We start from the raw sequence: 25,193 nt of genomic DNA on the forward strand, positions 1-25,193 counted from the left end.
CCAGGTGGAACGGGCCCCAGGCCGGCGGACCGGGCCAGAACACGGGCGGGTCAGCCGGTCGGGGCCGGCGGCGGCACCTCGGGCACCAGTTCGCGGCAGAAGTCCTCGACCTGCCCGGGGCCGCCCGCCGCGGTCACCAGGCGGGCGAACGAGGGGGTGTCCAGGGCCTCCACCCGCTGCGCCGGCTTCCTGGCCAGGTACGCCCGGCAGAGCCCGCGCAGTTGCTCGGCGCGCTGCCCCGGCGTCGTCGGCGCGACACCGGCGGTGGTGTCGGGGCCGGGCGTGCCCGAGGTGCTGGCGGTCGAGGCAGCGGACGGGGTTCCGGTGGCTCGGCCGCCACCGGTGGTGGCGGTCGAGCCGCCCCGCTCCGGTTGCCTGTCGTCCGGCGCGGTGGTGGCCGGCGCGGTGGCGGTCGGGGCGGTGGCGGCCGGGCGCGACGGCGGGACCGGCTCGTCGGCGCCGTTCAGCGCGACGGCCGCGAAGGACGCGCCCGCCGTGGCGGTGACCGCGATCGCGGCCCCCCAGGCCGCGGCACCGGCCGTGAACCGGCGGCGGCGCGGCGACGGGGCGGGGCCGACGGCGGGCCGCACGGCGCGGGCCGCCCGGAAGGCGGCCACGGCGGCCTCCTCCCCGGCCAGTTCGCCGGGGCGGGCCGGGCCGGCGGCGGCGGAGAGCACGCGGGCCAGCGGACCGGGCTCGCCGTCGGCCGTCCGGGTCGCTGCGGCGCGGGCGGTGTCGAGCAGCCGGTCGGACGCGGCCCGGTCCCCGGGCCGCCCGGCCCGACGGAAGAACATCCTGGGTCCCCTCACGTCAACCGTCCGCCGGCTCGGCGTACGGCGCCTGCCGCCCGCCGGCGCGCGGTCGGGGCGGCACCGCCGCGGCGGGGATGGCCGAGGACCCGTTCGGGTCGTGGCGCTCCAACAGGGCGGCGAGGCGGCGCAGCCCGCGATGGGTGGCGGTGCGCACGGCACCGGGCCGGCGGCCGAGCACCCGCCCGGCGGTCTGGGCGTCCAACCCGACGACGGCACGCAGCAGGACCGCCTCGGCCTCGCGGGGCGGCAGGGTGCCGATCAGCGCGAGCGCCGCCTCGGTGCCGATCGTCTCGCCGGCCCGCTCGGCGGTGTCGGCGTCGGCGGCCAGCTCGGCGAGTTCCTGCACCGGCACCGGCATGCAGGGGCGGCGACGTTGCCGCCGCAGGTGGTCCATCGCCCGGTTGCGGGCGATGGTGACGGTCCAGGCCCGGAACTGCCCACCGGTGAAGCTGGCCAGGTCGCGGGAGATCTGCAGCCAGGTCTCCGAGGCGACGTCCTCGGCGTCCGCGCCGACCAGGGCGATCAGGTATCGCAGCAGGCCGGGCTGGAGGCTGCGGTAGAGGAAGCGGAAGGCGTCCTCGTCGCCGGCCTGCGCCGCCACCACGGCGTCGTTCAGCTCAGCCGTCATGGGCCCGCCGATTTCGTGGCTGCGGGAGGCACGCGTGCGCGCCCGATAGGCGGGCACGGCAGGGTGGCCGGACCTGATCCCGCACCCTCAGCCCCCCGCTGGCCTGCTCACCGCCGGGTCCGCGTGGCCCGGACGGCACGTCCGGACTCCTGCCGTGGCGGCACGGCCGGTGGCGCAGGTGCCGCGGCAACCATGGGGGCGGCCCGAGTCGGGCCAACGCTAGGAGCGCCTGCGCCCCTCAGGCAAGCCCGACCCGGTAGGTAAAAGAGTGATAATTATCTAGCCGTTCGGGCGGCCCGTCGCCGTAACGGCGTAGCCCTGTGCGACGCTGCACCCCGCTTTGGCCGCGAAGGGTTTCATGTTCGTCCAGCGTGCGGCGGCGGCGGGCGGCCACCGTGACCCACCGCCGCCGGGTGATCACCGTTCATCCATGGGCCGGCCCCGCTTTCGCAACCCCGCCGGCCGGCCCGCGGGGGCCGGGGCGCCGATCCGCGCCGCGCCGATCCGCGCCGCTCTGGGTACGGTGGTGGTGTGTTGTCATCGGAGGTCGTACTCAGCGGTCGCTACCGCCTGGACGAACGTGTCGCCACGGGCGGCATGGGCGACGTCTGGCGGGGCAAGGACCTCGTCCTCGGCCGTCAGGTCGCGGTCAAGGTCCTGTTGCCCGCGCTGGTCTCCGACCCCGACTTCATCGCCCGCTTCCGCGCCGAGGCCCGCATCATGGCGGCCCTGCGCCACCCCGGCATCGTCCAGGTCTTCGACAGCGGCGAGGACGACCTGCCCGACGGCGGCCGGGCCGACTACCTGGTCATGGAGTTCGTGACCGGCCAGCCGCTGTCCAAGCGGATCGAGGCCGCCGGTCGCCTCGACGTGGCCGAGACGATGGCGATCGTCGCGCAGGTAGCGCAGGCGCTGCACGCCGCGCACCTGGGCGGGATCGTGCACCGCGACGTCAAGCCGAGCAACCTGCTGGTGCAGGAGGACGGCAGCGTCGTCCTGGTCGACTTCGGTGTCGCCCGGTCGACCGACGTCACCAGCATCACCAGCACGAACGCGGTGCCCGGCACCGCGCTCTACATGGCGCCGGAGCAGGCGGCCGGTCGGCCGGTCTCCGGGGCCACCGACGTCTACGCCCTCGGCGCGGTGACCTTCTGCTGCCTCAGCGGCGGTCCGCCCTTCACCGGCGACAATCCGCTGCAGGTGGCCGTGCGCCACCTCGACGACGAGCCGCCGGAGCTGCCGCGTGGCGTGCCCGAGGCGGTGCGCGCGCTCGTCTCGCGCGCCCTGGCCAAGGACCCGGCCGACCGGTTCAGCAGTGCGGCGGCGATGGCCGAGGCCGCCCGCGCCGCCGTGTCCGGTCCGACCGCGCCGATCGTCGGGGCGCCCGCCCTCGCGGTGGGCGAGCTCGACTCGGGCACCCGCGCCGACCTGCCGGTCGTCGCGACCGCGACCCGTCGGAAGCGACGTGGCACCCTGCTCGGCGCGGCCGCGGCGGTGCTCGTGGCGCTGGCGGGTCTCGGCGCGGCGCTCGGCGCGACCGGGCGCGACGCGCCGGCGGTCGAGGTCCCGCGGACCACCACCCCGGTCGTGGAGCCGAGCGTCGGCGCCGAGGCGCCGGCGGAGCAGGACGACGCTCCCGTCGACCGCGACCGGCCGTTCCGGCCCACCGGCTCCACGTCGCGACCGTCGCCGTCGGCCACCGCGCCGCCGGTCTCCCCCCAGCCGAGCAGGTCCGCGACCCCGTCGCCGGATCCCACCTCCACCAGCGCCCCGACGGGCCCGCCGCCCAGCGATCCCCCGACGCAGAGCACGCCGCCGGCGGAGCCGACCGCGACGCAGACCACGCCGGTGGATCCGGCCAATCCGCCGGCGGTCTGACCGACGGGGTCGCCGGCGCGACCACCCCAGCGGCACCGATAATCCCAAACCGGACTTACGGGCACAGGAATCGCTCTACCCTCCCAGCAGGGTCTTTCCGCCGTCTGCCTTCGGGAGTCCGGGTGAGCGTTGTTGACAAGCTGGTGGTGATCGGCCAGGGGTACGTCGGCCTGCCGCTGGCCATGCGGGCCGTCGAAGCCGGCCTGGACGTGGTCGGCCTGGACGTCGACTCCGACCGGGTCAAGCGGCTCGCGTCGGGCGAGTCGTTCGTCGAGGACATCCCCGCCGACCGGCTGGGCCGGGCGCTGGGCAGCGGCCGGTACCGGCCGAGCACGGAGTACGCCGACGCCGAGGGCTTCGACATCTGCGTGATCACGGTGCCGACGCCGCTGCGGGACGGCACGCCCGACCTCAGCTTCGTGGAGCAGGCCGGTGTCGCCGTGGGCCCGTACGTGCGGGCGGGTTGCACCGTGATCCTGGAGTCCACCACGTACCCCGGCACCACGGAGGAGTTGCTGCGCCCGCTGCTGGAGTCGGCCAGCGGGCTGCGCAGCCCCGGTGACTTCCACCTCGGTTACAGCCCGGAGCGCATCGACCCGGGCAACCGGACCTGGCGCCTGGAGAACACTCCGAAGGTGGTCTCCGGCACGGACGCCGCCGCGCTGGCCCGGGTCGACGGGTTCTACCGCCGGCTCGTGGAACGCACCGTGCCGGTCGACTCCACCCGGGTGGCGGAGCTGACCAAGCTGATCGAGAACACGTTCCGCCAGGTGAACATCGCCCTGATCAACGAGCTGACGATGCTCTCGCACCACCTCGACATCGACGTCTGGCAGGCGATCGAGGCGGCGGAGACCAAGCCGTTCGGCTTCATGCCGTTCCGGCCCGGTCCGGGCGTCGGCGGGCACTGCCTGCCGATCGACCCGTGCTACCTGTCCTGGCAGGTCAAGCGGCGCCTCGGGCGGCAGTTCCGGTTCATCGAGCTGGCCAACGACGTCAACCACGAGATGCCCGAGCACGTGGCCCAGCGAATCATGAACGGGCTGAACCGGACCGGCCGCACCGTCAGCGGGGCCCGGCTGCTGCTGCTGGGCCTGGCATACAAGAAGAACACCGGCGACATGCGCGACTCCCCCGCCGTCGACGTGGCCCGACGCCTGCAGGCCCTGGGCGCGGACGTCCGGGCGGTCGAGCCGTACGCGGAGCCGCACCACATCCCCGACGGCGTGCTCGTGGTGGAGCTGACCGAGCGGGAGCTCCGCGCGGCGGACGCGGTGGTGGTGGTCACCGACCACGACGACTTCGACTACGACCTGGTGGCCCGGCACGCCCGGTACGTCTTCGACACCCGCAACCGGTGCGTCGGCGGCGTGGTGGAGCGCCTGTAGACCCGGCACCGCTGGCCGGTCCCGCCGCCCCGTGCGGGCGACGGGACCGGCCAGCGGATGTCACTGGTCGCCGAGCGCCTCGACGACCGGCCGGGACAGCGCCCGGCGGGCCGGCAGCACCGAGGCCGCCAGGGCGGCCACGACCGCGACCCCGAGGATCATCCCGAGCTGCCCCACCGGCAGCACCACGGCGAAGTCGCCGCTGATCCGGGCCAGCATGGCCATCGCGGCGGCGCTGACCCCGGTGCCGAGGCCGATCCCGAGCACCGCGCCGACCAGCGCCGTCAGCACCGCCTCGACGGCCAGCATCGCGCGCATCCGCCCCCGGGTCATGCCGACCGCCCGCAGCACGGCGTTCTCCCGGCTTCGCTCCACCACCGACAGGCTCAGCGTGTTCGCGACCCCGACCAGCGCGATCACGACGGCCAGGCCCAGCAGCGCGGTGACGAAGGCGAGCAGCATGTCGACCGTGGCGGTGAGCATCTTCTTGTACGCGCCCTGGTCCATCAGGTTGGCCGTCGGATACTGGGCGAGCACCGCCTCGATGGCGGCCCGGGCCTGGTCGGCGGAGACGCCGGCGGCGGGGTCGATCTCGGCCAGGTAGCCCCGCTCGTCCGGGAAGAGCGTGGCGAAGTCGGCGTCGACCACGTCGATCACGTGACCGTCGGGAACGGGGCTGCCGGCGAACGCCGGGCCGTCGGCGGTGACGACCGCGGCCACCCGCAACGACCGGCCGCGCATGGTGACGGTGGAGCCGGTCGTCCAGCCCCGGGCCTGGGCCAGTTCCCGGTGCACCAGCACCGACCCCGGCCCCAGCCCCCGGACGTCCCCCGCCACGACCCCCGTCAGCGTCCGGCCGACCAGGGCGGGGTGCGCGGCCCGGACCCGCACGCCGGCGGTCACGGCGCCGCGCTGCTCGTGCACGACCGCCAGCTCGGGCCGGGCGCGCAACTCGGCCACGAGCGGCGCCGGCAGGTCGCCGCCGACCCCGGTGACCAGCCAGTCGACCCCGATCTCGGCGTCCACGCTGCGCTCGATGCCGTCCTTGGTGCTGCGGGCGCCGACCACGAAGGCCGAGACCAGCCCGATCCCGATCACCAGGGCCGTGGCGGTCGCGGCGATCCGACGCGGGTTGCGCACGGCGTTCGCCACGGCCAGGCCGGCGGTGGCCCCGAACAACCTGCGGGCCGGCCAGCCCAGCACCCGGACCAGCGCCGGCACGAGCACCGGGCCGAAGAGCACGATCCCGAAGAAGGTGAGCACGCCGCCGGCGGCCACCAGCACCACCTGGACGGTCGGCGCGGCGGCGGCCAGCGCGGCGATCCCGGCGGCGAAGACCAGCGCGCCGGCGGTCAGCCGGAGCCGGCCGGCCCCCCGCGCGGGCTGCACCGCGGCGTCGGTGAGCGCGGCGACCGGGGCGATCCGGGTGCCCCGCCAGGCGGGCAGCAGGGCGGCGCCCATCGTGACCGCCGTGCCCAGGAGCAGGCTGACCAGCACGGTGGGTCCCGTGACGGTGAGCCCGCCGGAGACCGGCGCGTCGAGCCGCGTCATCAGCCGGGTCATGCCCCCGGCCAGGGCCACGCCGACCAGGACGCCGGCCGCGGAGGCGACCAGGCCGACCAGGGCGGCCTCCAGCAGCGCGGCACGGAACAGCTGGCCCCGGGTCGCGCCGACCAGGCGCAGCAGCGCGGTCCGCCGGGTCCGCTGGGCCAGCACGATGGCGAAGGTGTTGGCGATGACGAAGCCGGCGACCACGACGGCGACCCCGGCGAAGGTCAGCAGCACCATGTTGAACTGCCGCAGGTCGCGCACCGCGTCGGCCACGGCGTCGTCGAGGATGCGCTGCCGGGTCTTGACGGTCGTGCCGGCGCCGGCGGCCTCGGCGGCCCGCGCGGCCAGCGCCTCGTCGGCCGCATCCGCTCGGGCGGCCACCATGATCCGGTCGTAGCCGCGCCGGCCGGTGACCGCGAGGGCGTCCGCGCCGACCAGGCCGATGAACGGGCCGCCGACGTCGCGGGCGGTGCCGGCCACGTCGACCGTGCCGACCAGGTTGTACGGGCGGGCGGCTCCCCCGCCGCCGCCGACGCGTACCCCGGTGCCGAGGGTGAAGCCCTCCTCGTCGGCGGTCGCGGCGTCCAGCACCACCTCGCCCGGGCGCTCGGGCAGCCGGCCGGCCACCACGTCGTACGAGCGCAGCGCGTCGTCGACGGGGATCGCGGCGAGCACGGCGTAGCCGAGCACGGGGCGGCCGTCGGCGCCGATGATCCCGCCGGAGCCGAGCAGCTCCCCCTCGGCGGCGGCGACCCCGTCGACCGAGCGCACCTTCTCGACCAGTTCGGCCGGCAGCGGGTCCGCGGTGGCGGAGTGCACGGCGAGGTCGGTGTGCCGGTCGAACGCCCCGGCCCGGTCGTACGCGCCGGCCCGCATCCCGTCGACGAAGATCAACGTGCCGGCGATGAAGGCCACTCCGAGCACGATGGCCAGCGACGAGAGCATCAGGCGCAGCGCCTCGGCGCGCAGCTGGCGCAGGGTCGTGCGAATCACCGGGCCACCGCCTCGCGGCCGGTGGCCGGCACGCGCGCGGCATCGAGTCCGGCGAGCGCGTCGAGCACCCGCTCGGCGGTCGGGGCGGCGAGGTCGCGTACCGGCCGGCCGTCGGCGAGGAAGACCACCCGGTCGGCGTGCCCGGCCGCCGACGGGTCGTGGGTCACCATGACGACCGTCTGGCCGAGGGTGTCGACGGCCTCGCGGAGCAGGCGCAGCACTTCGGCGCCGGAGCGCGAGTCCAGGTTGCCCGTCGGCTCGTCGGCGAAGATCACCCACGGCCTGGTGATCAGTGCCCGGGCCACCGCCACCCGCTGCTGCTGGCCGCCGGAGAGCTCGGCGGGACGGTGACGCAGCCGGTCGGCGAGCCCCACCGCCGCGACGACCTGCCGCAGCCAGGCCCGCTCCGGCCGCCGGCCGGCGATGGCCAGGGGCAGCACGATGTTCTCCTCGGCGCTCAGCGCCGGCAGCAGGTTGAACTTCTGGAACACGAAGCCGACCCGGTCGCGGCGCAGCAGGGTGAGCCGCTTGTCGTCGAGGCGGGCGAGGTCGGCGTCGCCGATGCGTACGCTGCCGGTGGTGGGCCGGTCCAGGCCGGCGAGGCAGTGCATGAGGGTGGACTTGCCGGAGCCGGACGGGCCCATGATGGCCGTGAACCGGCCGGCGGCGAAGTCGACGTCGACATCGTCGAGTGCGACGACGGCGGCCTGACCGGCACCGTACCGCTTGGAGAGGCCGCGGGCGGTGACCGCGACGCCGGCGGCGGATGGCGCGGGAGGTGTGACGGGCACGTGGCGCTCCCCGTGGAGGTCGTGGCTGGGACGTCTCCGACGCTATGGGCGCCGCCGGTACGGCCGCGTCCACCCGCGCGCCCGACTCCACTGCGACCTCGGGTGTCCCTGACGGGGTGAGCCCGTACGACCTGGGTCGTAGCCGGGCTCAGCCGCCGGGGGTGATCAGCCCGGTCTCGTACGCCAGCACCACGGCCTGCACCCGGTCGCGGAGCTGGAGCTTGGCGAGGATCCGCCCGACGTGCGTCTTCACGGTGGCCTCCGCGACGTGCACCCGGGCGGCGATCTCCGCGTTGGAGAGGCCCTGCGCCACCAGCAGGAGGATCTCCCGCTCGCGTTCGGTGAGCTGGCCGATCCGGGGGTGGGCGGCGGGACCGGGGCCGAGCCGGCCGGCGAACCGGTCGAGCAGCCGCCGGGTGATGGACGGGGCGACCACCGAATCGCCCTGGGCGACCACCCGGATGGCCGCCAGCAGTTCCTCCGGCGGGACGTTCTTGAGCAGGAAGCCGCTGGCGCCGGCCTGGAGCGCGGCGAAGGCGTCCGCCTCGGTGTCGAAGGTGGTGAGCACCAGCACCCGGGGCGATCCGGCGGGACGGTCCCGGCAGATCCGGCGGGTGGCCTCCACCCCGTCCAGGGTGGGCATCCGGACGTCCATCACCACGACGTCGGCCTCGACGCGGGCCAGCAGCCGCAGGGCGTCGGCCCCGTCGATCGCCTCGCCGACGACCTCCAGGTCGGGTTGGGAGTTCAGCACCATGCGGAAACCGGCGCGGACCAGCGCCTGGTCGTCCACGATCACCACGCGGATCGTCATGCCGGCGTCACCTCCGTCGTCGCGGATGTCGACGGTAGCGGGAGCCACGCCTCGATCTGCCAGCCCCCGGCCGTTCCCGGTCCGACGGTCAGGCTGCCGTCGTACACGCTCACCCGCTCGCGCATGCCGACGAGGCCGTGCCCGCCGGAGGGCGCGGGGCTGACCGGCGGCCGGCCGCGCCCGTCGTCGACCACCCGCACCGCCACGGCGTCGTCGGCGTGGGCGACGGTGACCTCGACGCCGGCGCCGACCCCGGCGTGCTTCAGCGCGTTGGTGAGCCCTTCCTGCACGACCCGGTAGACGGTCAGCTCCAGCCCGGGCGGCAGCGCCGCCGGCTCCCCGGTGACCGCGTGCCGTGCCCGCAGGCCGGCGGCCCGGAACCGGTCGAGCAGTGCGGGCAGTTCGGCCAGGGCCAACCGGCGGTGCGCCGGGTCGGCGGCCACCCGGGCGCCGTCGGGCTCGTCCCCCGCGTCCGCCGGGCTGGGTTCGCGCAGCACGCCGACCAACCGGCGCATCTCCTCCAGCGCCTGCCGGCCGGTGTCGGCGACCACCTTGACCGCCTGGCGGGCGGTCTCCGGGTCCCGGTCGAGCATGAACCGCGCCCCGTCGGCCTGCACGATCATCACGGCCATGCTGTGCGCCACCACGTCGTGCAGTTCCCGGGCGATGCGGGTGCGCTCCCCGGCGACCGCGGCGCGCGCCTCCGCCTCGCGTTCCCGCTCCAGGGTGGCGGCCCGTTCCTCGAGGCTGAGCACGTAGAACCGGCGGGTCCGCACGTTCAGCCCGACCAGCCAGACCGCCCCGGTGACGAGGCCGTAGTAGATCGCCGTGGCCCACCAGGCGATGGCCGCCTGGGTGTGGAGGCCGGCGAGGACCACCCCGACGGCGGCGCCGATCCCGGCGAGGATCCCGTCCCGGAGCCGGTCGGCGTACTTGAGCACGCTGTAGAGGGCGATCAGCACCGCGACGTCGAAGGCCAGCGGCCCCCACCCGGCGGCCACCTGCACCAGCGCGAGCACCGCCACGACCACGGCGACCGCCGACGGGTGGGCCCGGCGGAACAGCAGCGCCGCCGCCATCACGGTGCCGACCAGGCTGGCCTTCCACCCGCCGGGCTGGTTGGCCGTCCCGGCGAGGGCGAAGAGCGCCACTGTGGCGGCGACGAAGACGTCGAAGGCGACGCCGCGCAGGGGGCGACCGAGGATCGTGCGGTTCACGGTCACCCAGCGTACGTGCCGCAGGCCGGGGGCACCGCGCCCCGACCCGGCCGGCTCCCCCGGGTCAGGTCAGCAGGTCGCGCATCCGGTCGATCTCGACGGTCTGCTCGGTGGCCACGGAGTTGGCGAACTCCGACAGGGTCAGGTCGGCGCCGACCTTGAGCAGCTCGGTGGCCATCTGGACCGCCCCCTGGTGGTGCTCCGTCATCATCCGCACGAAGAGCCGGTCGAACTCGGCGCCCCGCGCCGCCGCGAGCTGCCGGATCGCCTCGGGCGTCTGCATGCCCCGCATGCTGCCGTGGTCGTGCCCGGCCACCTCGGTGGAGAGACTGCGGGTCTGCAGCCAGCCCCGCATCATGCCGATCTCGGGCCCCTGGCTGGCGCGGATCCGCTCGGCGAGGGCGCGCAGGGTCGGGTCGCCGGCGCGGTCGGTGGCCAGCTCCGCCATCTCGAGCGCCTGGGCGTGGTGCGGGATCATCATCCGCACGAACCAGACGTCCATCGAGTTGTGCCGGGCCCGGGTCGCGTCGCGCATCTCCTCGGCGGGCCGGACGGCGGCGCTCTCACCGGGCCGGCCGGGAACGATCACGGCGGGCCGGGGCGGGCCGGTCGGCGCCGACGGCGAGGCGGCGGGCTGTCCCGCCGGGGCCGCGCTCGGGGCAGCGGCGGTGCGGGACAGCACGACGAGCACCGCCGCCAGCAGGAGCGCGGTTGTGACGACGGCCAGGGACCGCGCACGGCGATTGGTCATGGGCGATTCCCCCCGGTAGAGGTCATGGCGATGGTATCCATCGACGCAAGATGTTTCATGTGATGCGCATCACATCGATGGAACTCAACGGGCTGTAGGGTGTGCGCATTCGCCATCCCCGCGTGAAGGGCGTCGCCGATGACCAGTTTCCGCACCCTGCGGGCCCGGCGGCTCACCACCGTGAGCCTGGCCGCGGCCGGCCTTCTCCTCGCCAGCGTCGCCACCGCCGCACCGGGTAACGCCGGCGTGGCGACGCGCTCCGCCCCCTCGGGCACTGTGGACACGACCAACGCCATCCCGGGCGTCGACGAGATCGTCAGCAGCCCCAACCTACGCCAGGTCGCCAACCTGCCGAAGCAGGCGCCGCTGGACGCCACCAACAGCGACCTCGCGTTCCAGGGCCGCTACGCCTTCGCCGGCAACTACAACGGCTTCGTCGTCTACGACATCTCCCGGCCGACCGCGCCGAGCGTGGTGTCGCAGGTCTACTGCCCCGGGTCGCAGAACGACATCTCCGTCCACGGTGACCTGCTGTTCCTCTCCACCGACTCGCCCCGCAGCGACGACTCGTGCAGCAGCACCGGCGCGCCGGCGACGGAGAAGGCGTCCTGGGAGGGCATCAAGGTCTTCGACATCAGCGACAAGGTCAACCCCCGCTACGTCAAGGCCGTCGAGACGGCCTGCGGCTCGCACACCCACACCCTGGTGCCGGGCAAGGACCGCAAGGCCGTCTACCTGTACATCTCCTCGTACAGCCCGCGGGCGGAGTTCCCCGACTGCCAGCCCCCGCACGACTCCATCTCCATCGTCAAGGTGCCGGTGAAGTCGCCCACCGACGCGGCGGTGGTGGCCACGCCGAACCTCTTCCCCGACGGCGGCTACGAGGGCCGTCCCGGCGGCTCGGCGACCACCGGCTGCCACGACATCACCGCCTACCCGGAGAAGGACCTGGCCGCCGGCGCCTGCATGGGTGACGGCATCCTGATGGACATCTCGAACCGGGAGGCCCCGCGGCTGATCAACCGGGTCCGGGACACCGTCAACTTCGCGTTCTGGCACTCGGCCACGTTCAACAACGCCGGCACCAAGGTGGTCTTCACCGACGAGCTGGGCGGCGGCGGCGCGGCCACCTGCAACGAGGCCATCGGACCGGAGCGGGGCGCCGACGCCATCTACGACATCACCGGTCGCGGTGACGCCCGGAAGATGGTGTTCCGCAGCTACTACAAGATCCCCCGGATGAACGCCGACACCGAGAACTGCGTGGCGCACAACGGCTCGCTGATCCCGGTGCTCGGACGCGACATCATGGTCCAGGCGTGGTACCAGGGCGGCATCTCCGTCTGGGACTTCACCGACTCGGCCAACCCCAAGGAGATCGCGTTCTGGGAGCGCGGCCCGCTCTCGACCGACCGGCTCGTCGGCGGTGGCACCTGGTCCGCGTACTACTACAACGGCTACATCTACTCCAACGACATGGTGAAGGGCTTCGACGTCCTGAAGCTGACCGACTGGCGGACCTGGACGGCGAACCTCGTCCGGTACCGCGAGCTGAACGTGCAGACCCAGCCCAGCTACCTGGGCTGGTAGCCACACCCACGCGAGCGGGTCCGGTCCCCACCCGGGGGTCGGGCCCGCTCGCGTCGGCACGTGGGCACGCGCCGACCCGCTCGGGCTGCGCCCGCACCGCCTTGCCGGGCAGCGCCGGCTCAGAGCCCCATCTCGGCTTCGTACGCCCGGCGCAGCCGCCGCCGGGCCGTCGGCGCGAGGCACAGGTGCCACGCCGGTCCCTCGTCGACCACGTTGATCTCGCCGGCCCGCTGCCGGGCCAGCAGCAGCTCGGCCAGGGTGTCGCGGACGCCGAACCGCCCGAACCACTCGATCTCGACGTCGACGGCCCAGCCGAGGCAGTGCCCGCTCGGCGCGGTCGCGGGGTGCCCGAGCCGGCGCAGCCGGTGCTGGTGCTCGACGCTGTGCACCAGGCTGGTGACCCACAGCGGCGGCGTGGCCGGCGGGGTGCTGGCGGCGAACTGCCGGGCGAGGTCGTTGAGCAGCGCCACCACCTCGCGGCGGGCCCGCCGCAACGGCAGGCCGGCGGTACGCGGCGCGGCGTCGGGCCGCAGCCGACGCCGCACCGCCCGCATCCCACGCCGCAGCAGCGTCCGCGGCTGCTCCGCGTACCGGAAGCGCAGCAGGTCCCGGCGGCGCAGCCACTCCAGGTCGACCAGGTCGGGGCTGGCGCCGACCTGGGCGTCGGTGCGGAAGGTGGGGGCGTCGCGCCACCACAGCACGTCGACGCGGGAGAGCAGGTAGACCCGGACCAGCGCGGTGAGTTCGGCGACGCCGTCGCGCGCCTCGGACTGGTGGCGGGCCATCTCCAGCAGCAGCGTCTCGCGGGCGCCGACGATCCCCTGCGGGGTGGCGTCGAGCACGGCGGCGAGCGCGGGTTCGCGCAGCCGGTCGTCGATCAGCACCTGCCGGGCCTGCGTGCGGCCCGCCCCGGCCAGGGCGCCGACCTCGACCAGCAGGTCGGCCACGGCCGCCCGGTACGCGTCGAGGTCGGGCCCGACGGCGGGCCTGGGCGGCGTGCCGGGTGCCCGCCGGCGGGACCGGGCGGGGGGCGTGACGGAGGAGCCGGACTGGTGTCCCGAGCTTCGGCTGGGCACTCGCATGGTCGGGTCCCCTCTCCGTCACGACGTCACCGTGTGCATCGCCCTGCACACACCGTAATCACGCCGGAAGGGATGAGGCCGAGCAATCCTCCTATCTCCCCCTCAGGGGGCCGACCGTCGCCCTCGGGCACGAACGGGGCCCGTTCAGGGGCCGTCGCCGCCGAGCGGGCTGACCGCCCGGGTGTCCCCGTCGTAGCTGCGCCCGGCGACGAAGGTGCCGCCGGGGCGGTCGACGCCCGCCAGCGCCCGGGCCACCCGGCGGTCGGCGTCGCGAAACCGCAGCGCCAGGCTCAGGTGCGCCCGCCAGCGCCCCGGGGCGTGCCACGGCCGCTGCCCGGCGGCCCCGGCCAGAACGTCCCAGACCGCCGCGTGCAGGGCGGTCAGCTCCGGCGTCGGGTCGAGCAGCCACACCAGCGGGGCGCTGCCGTCGAGCACCGCGATCCGGTCCAGCCGCACGGGCAGCGGCAACGCCGCGTCGAACAGGGCGGCCAGTCGCCGCCGGGCGCCGGGCGGGAACTCGTCGACCGCGGCGAGGGTCAGGTGGGGCCGGTTGCTCGGGTGGGCGTTGCGCGCCAGGCTGGGCAGCCCCGCCGCGGCCAACCGCTCCCAGGCCCCGCGTACGGCGGCCTCCAGGCCGGGCGAGCAGACCAGTTCGACCGTGCGCACGCCGTCAGGTTAGCTCCCCGGACGGCGGTGCGGGCACCGCGCGGGTGGCTGTTGTGCCGGTCGGCGAAACACCGCCGTGGCGGTGATGAAAAGCTTGACGGCATGAGTTCCGCACCCGTACGGCACGACCCGCCCACCGAGCCCGGCCCCGACACCCTCGACGACACGAGCGCCTTCACGGATCTCGGGCTGCGCGCCGAGTTGCTGGGCGCGCTGTCCGCCCTGGGCTACGAGGAGCCCACCCCGATCCAGCGGGAGGCGATTCCGCCCCTGCTCGCCGGCCGGGACCTGCTGGGTCAGGCCGCGACGGGTACGGGCAAGACCGCCGCCTTCGCGCTGCCGCTGCTGCAGCGGATGCCGGACGACCGTTCCGGCGGCGCACCGACCGCGCTGGTGCTGGTGCCGACCCGCGAGCTGGCGGTGCAGGTCTCGGAGGCGTTCCACCGCTACGGCAAGGACCTGGGCGCCCGGGTGCTGCCGATCTACGGCGGGCAGCCGATCGGCCGGCAGCTACGCGCCCTGGAGTTCGGCGTCGACGTCGTCGTCGCCACCCCGGGCCGCGCGCTGGACCACATCGCCCGGGGCACGCTCGACCTGGGTTCGCTGGCCACGGTGGTGCTCGACGAGGCCGACGAGATGCTCGACATGGGCTTCGCCGAGGACATCGAGGCGATCCTGGAGCACGCGCCGGCACAGCGGCAGACGGTGCTCTTCTCGGCGACGATGCCGGCGCGCATCGACGGGCTGGCCCGCAAGCACCTGACCGACCCCCTGCGCATCCTCATCGCCCGTGAGCAGCCGGTGGCCGGCGAGGCGCCCCTGGTGCGGCAGAGCGCGTACATCGTCACGCGGGCGCACAAGCCGGCGGCGCTGGGCCGGGTGCTGGACGTCGAGTCCCCCACCGCGGCCATCGTCTTCTGCCGCAGCCGCGAGGAGGTCGACCGGCTCACCGAGACCATGAACGGCCGTGGCTACCGGGCCGAGGCGCTGCACGGCGGGATGAGCCAGGAGCAGCGCGACCGGGTCATGGGCCGGCTGCGCACCGGCACCGCGGACCTGCTGGTCGCCACCGACGTGGCGGCCCGCGGCCTGGACGTCGAGCAGCTCACCCACGTGGTCAACTACGACGTCCCGTCGGCTCCCGAGTCGTACGTGCACCGGATCGGGCGGGTCGGGCGGGCCGGACGGGAGGGCGTGGCGATCACGCTCGCGGAGCCCCGCGAGCACCGGATGCTCAAGACCATCGAGCGGGTCACGGGCCAGCGGATCGCCATCGACAAGATCCCGACGGTGGCGGACATGCGCACCCGACGGCTGGAGCTGACCCAGGGCGCCCTGCGGGAGAGCCTGCTGGAGGACGACCTCGACCCGTACCGGGCGATCGTCGAGTCGCTGACCGACGAGTTCGACCTGGTGGAGGTGGCCCTCGCGGCGGTGAAGCTCGCGCACGAGGCGACCTCGCCGGGCTCGGACGACGAGGAGGAGATCCCGCAGGTCCCCGTCCGGGGCCCGCGCGAGGGCCGGCCCGAGGGCGGCGGCCGGGGCGAGCGGCGCGGCGGTGCCCGGCCGCGCACCGGCAACACCACCCAGGTCTTCATCGGGTTGGGCCGGCGCGCCGGGGTGCGCCCACAGGACCTGGTGGGTGCGATCACCGGCGAGACCGGGATCAACGGCCGGGACATCGGCTCCATCGAGATCGCCGACCGCTTCTCGCTGGTGGAGGTGCCCCAGAGCGTCGCCGACCAGGTGATCGCGGGGCTGCGCGGCAGCACCATCAAGGGCCGCAAGACGACCGTACGCCGGGATCGTGACGGCGACGGCGGCGGCGAGCGCCGCTTCGACGGGGCCGACCGGCGCGAGCGCCGCTAGCGGGCAACCGGGGGCACCGTCCTCACGTTCCACGTGGTGGACGGGTGCCCCCGTCGACGTGGGTGGCCGCGGGTGCTCAGTCCGCAGGCGCCGGAGCCGGCCGCGCGGGTGGGGGTGCCGCCGGGGAGGGCCCCGGCCGGGCGCGCGAGGCGTCCGACCGGGGCCCTCCGCACGCCTCAGGCGGCGGTCAGCGCCGGGTCGGGACGGGCGTCGGCGTCGGCCGGGCGCAGCGCCAGGGCGAGCACGTCGGCGACGTCGGCCAGGGGGTGCACGGTCAGCGCCGCCCGGACCTCGGCGGGCAGGTCGTCCAGGTCCGGCTCGTTGCGGGCCGGAATGATCACCTCGGTCAGGCCGGCCCGGTGGGCGGCGAGCAGCTTCTGCTTCACCCCGCCGATGGGCAGCACCCGGCCGGAGAGGGTGACCTCGCCGGTCATCCCGAACTCGGGCCGCACCGGCCGGCCGCTGGCCAGCGACGCCAGCGCGGTGACCATGGTGATGCCCGCGCTGGGGCCGTCCTTGGGCACCGCGCCCGCCGGCACGTGCAGGTGGATCCGCCGCCCGGCGAGGGCGTTCGGGTCCAGGCCGAACCGGCGCCCGTGCGAGCGCAGGTACGACAGCGCGATGTGTGCGGACTCCTTCATCACGTCGCCGAGCTGGCCGGTCAGGGTCAGCCCCGGCTCGCCCGCCATGCTGGTGGCCTCGATGAAGAGCACGTCGCCCCCGGCGCCGGTGACCGCCAGGCCGGTGGCCACGCCGGGCACCGCCGTCCGCTCGGCCGACTCCGGGGTGAACCTCGGCCGCCCGAGGTAGCCGGCGAGGTTGCCGGCGTCGACGCGGACCGGCGCCGGGTCCGTCGCCAGGGCGACCGCGACCTTGCGCAGGATCTTCGCCAGGGACCGTTCGAGCTGCCGCACGCCGGCCTCCCGGGTGTGCTCGCCGGCGATCCGGGCGAGCGCGTCGTCGGCGACGTCGACCTCCTCGGCGGTGAGCCCGGCCCGCTCCCGCTGCCGGGGCAGCAGGTGGTCCCGGGCGATGGCGACCTTCTCCTCCTCGGTGTACCCGTCGAGGGTGACCAGTTCCATCCGGTCCAGCAGCGGGCCGGGAACGGCCTCCACCACGTTGGCGGTGGCCAGGAAGAGCACGTCGGACAGGTCGAGGTCGACCTCGAGGTAGTGGTCGCGGAAGGTGTGGTTCTGCGCCGGGTCGAGCACCTCCAGCAGGGCGGCGGCCGGGTCGCCGGAGTAACCGGCGGCGAGCTTGTCGACCTCGTCGAGCAGCACGACCGGGTTCATCGAGCCGGCCTCGCGCAGGGCGCGCACGATCCGCCCGGGCAGCGCCCCGACGTAGGTGCGCCGGTGGCCGCGGATCTCGGCCTCGTCGCGTACGCCGCCGAGGGAGACCCGCACGAAGTTGCGGCCGAGCGCGCGGGCGATCGACTCGCCGAGGCTGGTCTTCCCGACGCCGGGCGGGCCGGCGAGGGCGAGCACGGCGCCGGAGCCCCGGCCGCCGACGACGCCGAGGTTGCGCTCGGCCCGCCGGTTGCGTACGGCGAGGTGCTCCAGGATGCGGTCCTTCACGTCGGCCAGGCCGGCGTGGTCGGCGTCGAGCACGGCACGGGCGGCGGCCAGGTCGGTGTTGTCCTCGGTACGGGTGCCCCACGGCATCTCCAGCACCGTGTCCAGCCAGGTCCGGATCCAGCCCGCCTCCGGGGAGGCGTCGCTGGCCCGTTCCAGCTTGCCGACCTCGCGCAGCGCCGCCTCGCGTACCTTGTCGGGCAGCTCGGCGGCCTCGACGCGGGCCCGGTAGTCGGCGGAGCCGTCCGGCTCGTCCTCGCCGAGTTCCTTGCGGATCGCGGAGAGCTGCTGGCGCAGCAGGAACTCCCGCTGGGACTTCTCCAGCCCCTCGCGGACGTCGGTGCCGATCCGCTCGGCGATCTCCTGCTCGGCGAGGTGCTCCCTGACCCAGCCGACGAGCAGTTCCAGCCGGGTGGTGACGTCCGGCGCCGCGAGCAGTTCGGTCTTCTGGGCGAGGCTGAGCCAGGAGACGTAGCCGGCCGAGTCGGCCAGCTCCGAGAGGTCGGTCATCCGCTCCATGGCGTCGATGACCTGCCAGGCGCCGCGCTGCTGGAGCACGGAGGTCATCAGGGCGCGGTACTCGCGGGCGAGTTCGCGGGCGCGGCCGGCGGGGACGGGTTCGTCGAGTTCGGTCGCCTCGACCCAGAGGGCGGCGCCGGGCCCCGGTACGCCGGAGCCGATCCGGGCGCGCGACAGCCCCCGGACGACGGCGGCCGGTTCGCCGCTGGGCAGCCGGCCGACCTTCTCGATGGTGGCGACCGCGCCGACGTGGCCGTACTCGCCGTCGAGGCGGGGCACGACGAGCAGCGTGTTCTCGCCGGTGGCGCGGGCCGCGTCGACGGCGGCCTGGGTGGTCGGGTCGAGGGTCACCGGGATCACCATGCCCGGCAGGAGCACGGCGTCTGTCAGGGGAAGGACCGGAAGGGTTGCCATCGAACACCTGCTATCCAGTTGAGTTGAGCGTATCCAGCTCAAGTAACAAGGCGTTCCCCTTGTTCCTGGGTGTGACCCAGGCCACGTCGCGCCGCCGGGCTGCGGCCCGGGCGCAGCAGCTCCCGCGCCAGGCCGGCGCCTCCGGCGACCGTCACGGCGAACGGGATCGCCAGGGTGGTCAGCGCCAGCGCGGCGACCGTCCAACCCGGCAGGCCGGCCAGCGCCGCGACGACGGCCAGCGCGGCGAAGACGACGAACTTGCGCCGGACGCGGGTGAGCGGGACCTCGACGGACATCGGGCTCTCCTTCCGGACGGGATCAGAGCAGCACGAGCAGGGCGGCGCCGACGGCCGCCGCCGGAACGGTGGTGATGACGGTCGCGAGCGCCGCCGAGTGCCGGCGCAGCGCGGCGAGCGGGATCAGCGCGTCACCGTCCTGGCTGATCGCGTTGGCGACCAGGGTCGGCAGCGGCAGGCCACCGCTGACGTACAGGCCGGTGAAGACGATCTGCACCGCGCACCCGGGGATCAGGCCGATGCCCGCGCCGACGAGCACGCCGACGAGCCCGGTGAGGGCGAGCTGCGAGCCGTCGAAGCCCGTCGCGGTGGTCACCACCTGCCAGCCCAGGTACGCCACGGCGACCCAGACCGTGACGAAGGACGCCTCGTGCGCGCTGTGCCGCAGCGTCTGCCGCAACGAGCGGGGCTGCGCCGTCTCCAGGCTGTCGTCGGCCAGCTTCCCGCCCCCTCCGGCGAAGATCAGCGCCGCGGTGAGCGAGCCGAGCACCCCCAGCGCCAGGTACGGGTCGACGCCCCCGAAGGAGCGGGTCAGCGCGCCCGGGTCGACCAACTGGAAGACCACCGGCACCGACACCGCGAACGCCGGCGTGGTCAACCCCCAGAACGCCGTGGACGCCGGCACCCGGGGCAGCAGCCCCCCGAGCAGCCGCCGCGACCCGGCGAGGTCCGGCCCGCCCGCGGCGGCCAGGCCGACCGGTGCGGGCGTGGGCGCGGCGGCGACCCGGTGGTTGACCGCGCGGGCCGGGTCGATGCCGAGCGCGTCGACGGCGTACCCGGTCACCAGGCCGACCGCGAAGAGCAGTGCGTGGATCTTGAGGGCGAACAGCGGGTTCCAGGCGAGCACCACCCACGACGAGTCCCCCATGGTCGCCGTCAGGGCGGCGACCACGGTGCCGAAGGAGACCTTCCGCCGGGCGTAGAGCGGCATCAGGATGATCGCCCCGCCGCAGCCGGGGCTGACGCCCAGCAGGGCGCCGACCAGCGGACCGAGCCGCGGCCGCCTGGTGAGCCCGTCGGTGACCCGGTCGCCGTGGCGCCAGCGCAGCCAGCCGAAGAACGCCACCATCACGGCGACGTAGACACCCACCTGCATGAACGCGTCCGCGAGCGGGCGGAGCACGAGTTCGGTCACGGCACACCTCCTCCGGTACGGTGCCGCCGGGCCGCCCGCCGCTCGCGGACGACCCGGCGCGACGGCGTCAGGTGAGCTTGCTCTTGACCTTGTTGACGGCGCCCTTGGCGAGGCCCGGGTTCGTGCCGTAGAGCCGCGGGTCGCCGGGCGGCAGGACCGGCTCGGGCGCGTGCGCCCGGGGGCTGTGGTCGTAGCGGAACTCGCCCTTGCCGTCGGGCGTCGGCCCGGAGGCCCAGCGGCCCTCGGCCGCGTCGCTGCCCGGCGAGAAGTCCAGGTACGTGTAGCTGAACTCCTCGGTGAACTCCTTGGAGTCCGGGAACGCGTCCGGCACCGGCATCTCCTCCAGGCCGTCCTCCTTGAGCTGCTCGATGGCCGCCATCCACATGTTCTGGTGCATGGTGTCGCGGGCCAGCAGGAAGCGCAGCATTTGCTTGACCCCGGGGTCGTCGGTCATGTTGAACAACCGGGCCACCTGGAGGCGGCCCTGCGCCTCCGCGGTGACGTTGAGCTGGAAGTCCGCCATCAGGTTGCCGCTGGCCGTGATGAAGTTGCCGTTCCAGGGCACCCCGGCGCTGTCCACCGGCAGCGCCCCGCCACCGCCGTGGATGAAGTGCGCCGGGTTCGACCCGCCGTAGATCGCCCCCACCATCGCGTTGTCGCCGGCGGCCTCCTGCAACGACAGCGGCGCGTTCTCCAACAGCCGGGTGATCATCGTGGCGATCATCTCGACGTGGCCCATCTCCTCGGTGCCCACGTCGAGGAACAGGTCCTTGTACTTGCCCGGCAGGCGGCAGTTCCAGCCCTGGAAGAGGTACTGGTTGGCGACCGTCATCTCGCCCCACTTGCCGCCCAGGATCTCCTGGAGCCGGCGGGCGAACGCGGCGTCCGGGCCGTCCGGCTTGGCCTCGAACTGCAGGTCCTTGATGTGACTGAACACGGGTCCTCCTCGGTGCCGGTCGGGCTGTCACCCAGGCGGTTCCCGCATCCGCCGGCCCCATCGGGCCAGACCCCGGCCCGGCGGGGTCAACCTGCCGCCGGCGCGGCGGGCAGCACCACCTCGATGGCCACCCCGCGCGGTCGCAGCCGGTGCAGGCGCAGCCGACCGCCGTCGACGGCGAGCAGCCGCCGGACGATCCACAGCCCGAGCCCCGAGGCCCCGGCGCCGGGGGCGGGCCGACGCAGCGCCTCGACGAGCACCGGGTCGACCCGTCCCTCGTCGGTGACGGCGATGCGCAGACCGCGGCGGCCCAGCGCGGCGTGGATGCCGATGCGGCCCTCGGCCGGACCGTGCCGCAGCGCGTTCTCCACCAGGTTGGTCACCACCTGCCGGGTCCGGCAGCGCGGCACCGGGCAGGCACCGGCCGGCCGGGTCACCCGGGCCAGCAGCCGGTGCCGGGGCACGAGGGCCGCCGCCGGGCGCAGGATCTCCGCCAGCGGCGCCACCGGGTCCACCGGCCGCGCCGCCGGGGTCAGGGCCCCGGTGCCGGCGGCGGCGTCGCGCAGCAGACCCTGCAGGTGCACCGCCTGGTCGTGGGCCAGCGCCGTGATGGCCCGGCGCTCGTCGCCGGTGAGCGCGAGCCGGTCGTCGGCGAGCGCCCGGGTGAGCGAGGTGAGGGCGCTGACCGGGGTACGGAACTCGTGGCAGAGCACGCGCAGCAGCAGCTCCGGGTCGGTGTCCAGGGCGGCCGGGTCGGCCGGCCCCGGCTCGGGCCTGGTCCACCGCGCCCGCAGCGGCGCCCGCCACCCGTTGCGTCCGCTCATCCGCAAGGACCTCCCTCGTCACGCCCGTCGGCCGCGACGGCGTACCCGCTCGCCCGGCCGGCACACGGCCGCATGATCGGTACCCGCTCGGGAAGGGAGCAGGCATGCCCGGTTCCCCCGTCGTTCGGCTGGCCGTCGTGGACGACCATCCGCTGTTCGTACGCGGGCTGGAGCTGCTGCTGCCGGTGACCACGCAGGGGCGGGCGGAGGTGGTGGGCTCCACCGGCGACGCCTCGGCCGCCGCCTCACTGGTCAGCCGCTGCCTTCCCGACCTGGCGCTGGTCGACCTGCACATGCCGCCGCCGGGCGGGATCCGGGCGGTGGCGGCGATCCGGCGGACCACCCCGAGGGTGCGGGTGGTGGCCATGTCGGGCGGGGAGGACACCGCTCCCGCCCTGGAGGCGCTGCGCGCCGGCGCCGAGGGGTACCTGCCCAAGACCGCCGAGCCGGAGGAACTGCTGCCCCCGCTGCTGGCCATCCTCGACGGCTGGGCGGTGCTGCCGGGGCCCCTGCTGAGAATGCTGCTGCGGGCGGGCCGGCCGGCACCGGTGGATCTCGACGACGAGGAACGGGCCATGCTGCGGGCCATCGCGGCGGGGCGCAGCACCGTCGAGATCGCCGAACGGATGCACGTCTCGGAACGCACGGTGAAGCGGATGACGGCCGCGCTGCTGCGCAAGTTGCGGGTATCCACGCGGGCCGAGGCGGCGGCGGTCGCCGGCCACGCCGGCCTACTCGGCGACTGAACCCTGGCTTTGCGCCGAGCCGTTTCCCCCGATAACGCGACCCGCCGAAATGAAGACGACGCGCATTGTTGCGGATTGGGCGGGGTATAGGTCAAACTTTGACCACACCCCGCCCCACACAGGGAGTAATTGACGATGGCGAGAAAAGTAATCACCGTCCTGACCGACGACCTCGACGGTGGAAAGGCCGACCGGACCGTCGAGTTCAGTCTCGACGGCGTGGCATATACCATCGACGTCTCCGACGAGAACGCGGGCGTGCTGCGCAAGTCCCTCGACCCTTACATCAACGCTGGCCGGAGGATCGGCCGCGGATCGGTCGAGGCCGCGCGGGCGCCCCGCCGGGCGGGCACGCCGGGCGGTTCGGGAATGGACCGGGAGCAGAACCGGGCCATCCGGGAATGGGCCACCAAGAACGGCTACAAGATTTCCGAGCGTGGCCGCATCCCGGTCGAGGTCGTGGAGGCGTACAAGAACCGCTGACCGCCACCGGGCTCCCGCTCGGGTCGCGGGGCCCGCTGAGGAATCAGCGCGGCCCCGCCGGTTTTCCCACCACCCGCCATTCTCACGGCCGAGGCCCCGGCGAAGGTCCATTCTCGGCCGCACCATTCGCCGCCGGCACAGGCGGCCCGACCCACCGCCCCGGCCCGGAATTCGATTTCTGGCCCGCGCGTCTTGCGGCGCGCTGGGCGCAGGGGTTTTCTCGCCCGGCCGGCGAAAGTGGCTGCCCGCTTCCCCGGCCGGATCCGTGGCCGCCGGGAAGCTGACCGCCCGGGCCCCACTCCGAGCCCGCCGGCGTCAGCCGCCCGCCCGTCGACGCCGTCCCCGACGGGCGTCGAACACGCTCCACCCGATCGCGGCCGACAGCGTCAGCACCACCACCGCGAGGGTCGACCACACCGGCAGCTCGCCGACCGGCGTCTCGGCCAGGACCAGCTTCACCCCGGCGAAGGCCAGCAGCAGGGCCAGGCCGTACCGCAGGTGGCCGAAGTGCCGCAGCAGCCCGGCCAGGCAGAAATACAGGCTGCGCAGGCCGAGCACGGCGAACGCGGTCGCCGTCCAGACCAGGAACGTGTCGGTGGTGATGGCGAGGATCGCCGCCACCGAGTCGACCGCGAAGAGCACGTCGGTGGCCTCGATGGCAACCAGCGCCACCAGCAGCAGGGTGGCCCTGCGCCGGCCGCCGACCCGGACGGTGAACCGGTCGCCGTGGTAACGGGACTCGGTGGGCACCAACCGCCGGAAGGCCCGGACGACGACGTTACGGTCCGGGTCGACGTCCGGTTCGCCGCGTACCGCGAGCCGCCACCCCGTCCAGATCAGGAAGCCGCCGAGCACGACCCCGGCCCAGGTCAGCCGCCCCAGCAACTCGGCGCCGGCGAAGATGAACGCCAGCCGGAACCCGAGCGCGCCGACGACCCCCCAGAAGAGCACCTTGTGCTGGTACTCGGCGGGCACCCGGAAGTATCCGAACAGCAGCGCGAAGACGAAGACGTTGTCGACGGAGAGTGCCTTCTCCAGCAGGTAACCGGAGAAGTACGCCACGGCCGGCTCGCCGCCGCGCCACAGCCAGATCACCACCCCGAAGGTGAGCCCCGCGGTGATCCAGACGGCGCTCCACCGCAGCGCCTCGCGCAGCTCGATCACATGGTTGTCGCGGTGGGAGAGCATGTCCACGGCGAGCATGACGGCGATGACCGCGCCCACCGCGGCCCAGGCCCACAGGGGCGCCGCGAACGTCGCCTCGTCCACCCGGCGTCCTCCGCATCCCCGAGCGCGTCCGGTCTCGAGCCTAGGCGAGCCGCCCTCCGGCCGGCGGCGGTGCGCGCAAGTCGGCGCCGCCGCCGGCCGGGGCAGGCGTCACGCCACCGGGCTGACCCGGGTCGCGTCCGCCTCGCCGAGCGTGCTGTCGTCGACGTCGTAGCCGATGGTGCTGGTAACAAGGACCACGCCGCTGACCTGCCCCGCCAGCCGGCTCGCCAACTCGACCGCGCTGCGCCGCTCCAGGCGGCCGTCGAGCGTCACCTGGCCGTCGCGTACCTGGACGGTGACCAGCCCGTCGCGCACCGCGAGCACCCGGCGCAGCACCTCCTGCACCACGTCCTCGCGGATCTCCGCGTCCGTGCGCAGGTGCACCCGCAGCAGGTCGCCGCGCGTGACGATGCCGACGAGGCGGCCCAGGTCGTCGAGCACGGGCAGCCGCTTGACCGACTCCTGGTCCATCTGCCGGGCGGCGGCGGAGACCGTCGCCCCCGGCCAGGTCGTCACCGGCGGGGCGGTCATCAGGTCACCCGCCAGCAGCGCGTCGGCCTTCTCCCGGGCGGTGCGCCGGCGTCGCCCCTCGAAGACCCGCCGCTCGTCGGGACGGCCGGCCCGCTCGACCTTGTGCAGCAGATCCGACTCCGACACCACGCCGAGCACCCGACGGAACCCGTCCACCACGGGTACGCCGCTGATGCCCCGCCGGACCAACGCGTCGACGACCTCCCGGTAGGGGGTCTCCTCCACCACGAAGGCGACCTCCCGGGTCATCACGTCGCCCACCTGCCAAGTCCTCATGACGGCCTCCCTGTCGTTTGCACCTGTGACGCTACGGCCGGCACGCAGCCCCTGGTCAGGGCCGCCGTACCGGGCCGGCCAGGTCGGACGGACCGGTACGGGAGGGGTCCAAGGTCCCGGTGCGGTGGGGCCCGATCGGCCCTGCCCGACGGGCACCGG

The 25,193-nt window shown here is 74.8% G+C and carries 22 protein-coding genes; 6 read left to right on the top strand and 16 right to left on the bottom strand.

Annotated features, from left to right (window positions below; genetic code table 11):
• Positions 1-50: 50 nt before the first annotated feature.
• Positions 51-794: a hypothetical protein gene (locus tag ACQ452_RS15540; protein ID WP_433384783.1), complete on the bottom strand. Its 744-nt coding sequence runs from the start codon at positions 792-794 to the stop codon at positions 51-53.
• Between the two features lie 16 nt (positions 795-810).
• Positions 811-1,440: an RNA polymerase sigma factor gene (locus tag ACQ452_RS15545; protein ID WP_433384786.1), complete on the bottom strand. Its 630-nt coding sequence runs from the start codon at positions 1,438-1,440 to the stop codon at positions 811-813.
• A 531-nt stretch (positions 1,441-1,971) separates the two neighbouring features.
• Between ACQ452_RS15545 and ACQ452_RS15550 the strand changes: the two genes are divergently transcribed.
• Both ACQ452_RS15550 and ACQ452_RS15555 read left to right on the top strand, forming a co-directional pair.
• Positions 1,972-3,318, top strand: coding sequence for a protein kinase domain-containing protein (locus ACQ452_RS15550; protein WP_433384789.1), 1,347 nt, complete (start codon positions 1,972-1,974; stop codon positions 3,316-3,318).
• 182 nt (positions 3,319-3,500) lie between these two features.
• Positions 3,501-4,706 carry a nucleotide sugar dehydrogenase gene (locus ACQ452_RS15555; protein WP_433394171.1) on the top strand — a complete coding sequence of 402 codons (1,206 nt, stop codon included), beginning with the start codon at positions 3,501-3,503 and terminating at the stop codon, positions 4,704-4,706.
• A gap of 60 nt (positions 4,707-4,766) precedes the next feature.
• Here ACQ452_RS15555 and ACQ452_RS15560 read toward each other — a convergent pair whose 3' ends face one another.
• The 5 genes from ACQ452_RS15560 to ACQ452_RS15580 form a co-directional block, all read right to left on the bottom strand.
• Positions 4,767-7,250, bottom strand: coding sequence for an ABC transporter permease (locus tag ACQ452_RS15560; RefSeq protein ID WP_433384792.1), 2,484 nt, complete (start codon positions 7,248-7,250; stop codon positions 4,767-4,769).
• Positions 7,247-8,041 carry an ABC transporter ATP-binding protein gene (locus tag ACQ452_RS15565; RefSeq protein WP_433384795.1) on the bottom strand — a complete coding sequence of 265 codons (795 nt, stop codon included), beginning with the start codon at positions 8,039-8,041 and terminating at the stop codon, positions 7,247-7,249. Before ACQ452_RS15565 ends, ACQ452_RS15560 begins: the two co-directional genes overlap by 4 nt.
• Before the next feature lie 148 nt (positions 8,042-8,189).
• A complete protein-coding gene (locus ACQ452_RS15570) occupies positions 8,190-8,855 on the bottom strand; it encodes a response regulator (protein ID WP_433384798.1) in 666 nt (221 codons plus the stop codon).
• Positions 8,852-10,078, bottom strand: a complete 1,227-nt coding sequence (locus ACQ452_RS15575) for a sensor histidine kinase (protein WP_433384801.1) — start codon at positions 10,076-10,078, stop codon at positions 8,852-8,854. Before ACQ452_RS15575 ends, ACQ452_RS15570 begins: the two co-directional genes overlap by 4 nt.
• 58 nt (positions 10,079-10,136) lie before the next feature.
• Positions 10,137-10,823, bottom strand: a complete 687-nt coding sequence (locus tag ACQ452_RS15580; RefSeq protein ID WP_433384804.1) for a DUF305 domain-containing protein — start codon at positions 10,821-10,823, stop codon at positions 10,137-10,139.
• A 138-nt stretch (positions 10,824-10,961) separates the two neighbouring features.
• Between ACQ452_RS15580 and ACQ452_RS15585 the strand changes: the two genes are divergently transcribed.
• Positions 10,962-12,413 (top strand): LVIVD repeat-containing protein, encoded by a 1,452-nt coding sequence (locus ACQ452_RS15585; protein ID WP_433384807.1) that lies wholly within the window; start codon positions 10,962-10,964, stop codon positions 12,411-12,413.
• A 119-nt stretch (positions 12,414-12,532) separates the two neighbouring features.
• Here ACQ452_RS15585 and ACQ452_RS15590 read toward each other — a convergent pair whose 3' ends face one another.
• Together ACQ452_RS15590 and ACQ452_RS15595 are read right to left on the bottom strand one after the other, a co-directional pair.
• On the bottom strand, positions 12,533-13,495 hold the full coding sequence (locus ACQ452_RS15590; protein ID WP_433384810.1) for a DUF5715 family protein: 963 nt from the start codon (positions 13,493-13,495) through the stop codon (positions 12,533-12,535).
• A 144-nt stretch (positions 13,496-13,639) separates the two neighbouring features.
• The gene (locus ACQ452_RS15595; protein WP_433384813.1) at positions 13,640-14,161 is read right to left on the bottom strand and encodes a 2'-5' RNA ligase family protein; all 522 of its coding nucleotides are present in this window, start codon (positions 14,159-14,161) and stop codon (positions 13,640-13,642) included.
• A gap of 102 nt (positions 14,162-14,263) precedes the next feature.
• Between ACQ452_RS15595 and ACQ452_RS15600 the strand changes: the two genes are divergently transcribed.
• Positions 14,264-16,030 (top strand): DEAD/DEAH box helicase, encoded by a 1,767-nt coding sequence (locus ACQ452_RS15600; protein ID WP_433384816.1) that lies wholly within the window; start codon positions 14,264-14,266, stop codon positions 16,028-16,030.
• A gap of 176 nt (positions 16,031-16,206) precedes the next feature.
• Here ACQ452_RS15600 and lon read toward each other — a convergent pair whose 3' ends face one another.
• The 5 genes from lon to ACQ452_RS15625 form a co-directional block, all read right to left on the bottom strand.
• Entirely contained in the window at positions 16,207-18,537 is a 2,331-nt protein-coding gene (lon, locus tag ACQ452_RS15605) for an endopeptidase La (RefSeq protein WP_433384818.1), read from the bottom strand.
• 38 nt (positions 18,538-18,575) lie between these two features.
• A complete protein-coding gene (locus ACQ452_RS15610) occupies positions 18,576-18,833 on the bottom strand; it encodes a hypothetical protein (RefSeq protein ID WP_433384821.1) in 258 nt (85 codons plus the stop codon).
• Positions 18,834-18,855: 22 nt separating this feature from the next.
• On the bottom strand, positions 18,856-19,968 hold the full coding sequence (locus tag ACQ452_RS15615; RefSeq protein WP_433384824.1) for a putative manganese transporter: 1,113 nt from the start codon (positions 19,966-19,968) through the stop codon (positions 18,856-18,858).
• A gap of 67 nt (positions 19,969-20,035) precedes the next feature.
• A complete protein-coding gene (locus tag ACQ452_RS15620) occupies positions 20,036-20,905 on the bottom strand; it encodes a manganese catalase family protein (RefSeq protein WP_433384826.1) in 870 nt (289 codons plus the stop codon).
• A gap of 86 nt (positions 20,906-20,991) precedes the next feature.
• Positions 20,992-21,729 carry a sensor histidine kinase gene (locus tag ACQ452_RS15625; protein WP_433384829.1) on the bottom strand — a complete coding sequence of 246 codons (738 nt, stop codon included), beginning with the start codon at positions 21,727-21,729 and terminating at the stop codon, positions 20,992-20,994.
• A gap of 104 nt (positions 21,730-21,833) precedes the next feature.
• Here ACQ452_RS15625 and ACQ452_RS15630 point away from each other — a divergent pair, with 104 nt between their 5' ends.
• Both ACQ452_RS15630 and ACQ452_RS15635 read left to right on the top strand, forming a co-directional pair.
• Positions 21,834-22,475, top strand: coding sequence for a response regulator transcription factor (locus tag ACQ452_RS15630; RefSeq protein WP_433384832.1), 642 nt, complete (start codon positions 21,834-21,836; stop codon positions 22,473-22,475).
• Positions 22,476-22,610: 135 nt separating this feature from the next.
• Positions 22,611-22,958: a histone-like nucleoid-structuring protein Lsr2 gene (locus ACQ452_RS15635; RefSeq protein WP_433384835.1), complete on the top strand. Its 348-nt coding sequence runs from the start codon at positions 22,611-22,613 to the stop codon at positions 22,956-22,958.
• A 315-nt stretch (positions 22,959-23,273) separates the two neighbouring features.
• Here the strand turns inward: ACQ452_RS15635 and ACQ452_RS15640 are convergent, their stop codons facing one another.
• Both ACQ452_RS15640 and ACQ452_RS15645 read right to left on the bottom strand, forming a co-directional pair.
• On the bottom strand, positions 23,274-24,161 hold the full coding sequence (locus ACQ452_RS15640; RefSeq protein WP_433394173.1) for a TerC family protein: 888 nt from the start codon (positions 24,159-24,161) through the stop codon (positions 23,274-23,276).
• Between the two features lie 174 nt (positions 24,162-24,335).
• Positions 24,336-25,034 (bottom strand): CBS domain-containing protein, encoded by a 699-nt coding sequence (locus ACQ452_RS15645; protein ID WP_433384838.1) that lies wholly within the window; start codon positions 25,032-25,034, stop codon positions 24,336-24,338.
• Between the last annotated feature and the right edge of the window lie 159 nt (positions 25,035-25,193).

This window comes from Micromonospora sp. KLBMP9576 (genome assembly GCF_050941805.1).
Classification (GTDB): Bacteria; Actinomycetota; Actinomycetes; order Mycobacteriales; family Micromonosporaceae; genus Micromonospora.

Coding starts and splice junctions, on each gene's coding strand:
- ACQ452_RS15540 (WP_433384783.1), bottom strand. CDS start 794: ATGTTCTTCCGTCGGGCCGGGCGGCCCGGGGACCGGGCCGCGTCCGAC.
- ACQ452_RS15545 (WP_433384786.1), bottom strand. CDS start 1,440: ATGACGGCTGAGCTGAACGACGCCGTGGTGGCGGCGCAGGCCGGCGAC.
- ACQ452_RS15555 (WP_433394171.1), top strand. CDS start 3,501: ATGCGGGCCGTCGAAGCCGGCCTGGACGTGGTCGGCCTGGACGTCGAC.
- ACQ452_RS15570 (WP_433384798.1), bottom strand. CDS start 8,855: ATGACGATCCGCGTGGTGATCGTGGACGACCAGGCGCTGGTCCGCGCC.
- ACQ452_RS15580 (WP_433384804.1), bottom strand. CDS start 10,823: ATGACCAATCGCCGTGCGCGGTCCCTGGCCGTCGTCACAACCGCGCTC.
- ACQ452_RS15585 (WP_433384807.1), top strand. CDS start 10,962: ATGACCAGTTTCCGCACCCTGCGGGCCCGGCGGCTCACCACCGTGAGC.
- ACQ452_RS15590 (WP_433384810.1), bottom strand. CDS start 13,495: ATGCGAGTGCCCAGCCGAAGCTCGGGACACCAGTCCGGCTCCTCCGTC.
- ACQ452_RS15600 (WP_433384816.1), top strand. CDS start 14,264: ATGAGTTCCGCACCCGTACGGCACGACCCGCCCACCGAGCCCGGCCCC.
- lon (WP_433384818.1), bottom strand. CDS start 18,537: ATGGCAACCCTTCCGGTCCTTCCCCTGACAGACGCCGTGCTCCTGCCG.
- ACQ452_RS15610 (WP_433384821.1), bottom strand. CDS start 18,833: ATGTCCGTCGAGGTCCCGCTCACCCGCGTCCGGCGCAAGTTCGTCGTC.
- ACQ452_RS15625 (WP_433384829.1), bottom strand. CDS start 21,729: ATGAGCGGACGCAACGGGTGGCGGGCGCCGCTGCGGGCGCGGTGGACC.
- ACQ452_RS15630 (WP_433384832.1), top strand. CDS start 21,834: ATGCCCGGTTCCCCCGTCGTTCGGCTGGCCGTCGTGGACGACCATCCG.
- ACQ452_RS15635 (WP_433384835.1), top strand. CDS start 22,611: ATGGCGAGAAAAGTAATCACCGTCCTGACCGACGACCTCGACGGTGGA.
- ACQ452_RS15640 (WP_433394173.1), bottom strand. CDS start 24,161: ATGCTCGCCGTGGACATGCTCTCCCACCGCGACAACCATGTGATCGAG.
- ACQ452_RS15645 (WP_433384838.1), bottom strand. CDS start 25,034: ATGAGGACTTGGCAGGTGGGCGACGTGATGACCCGGGAGGTCGCCTTC.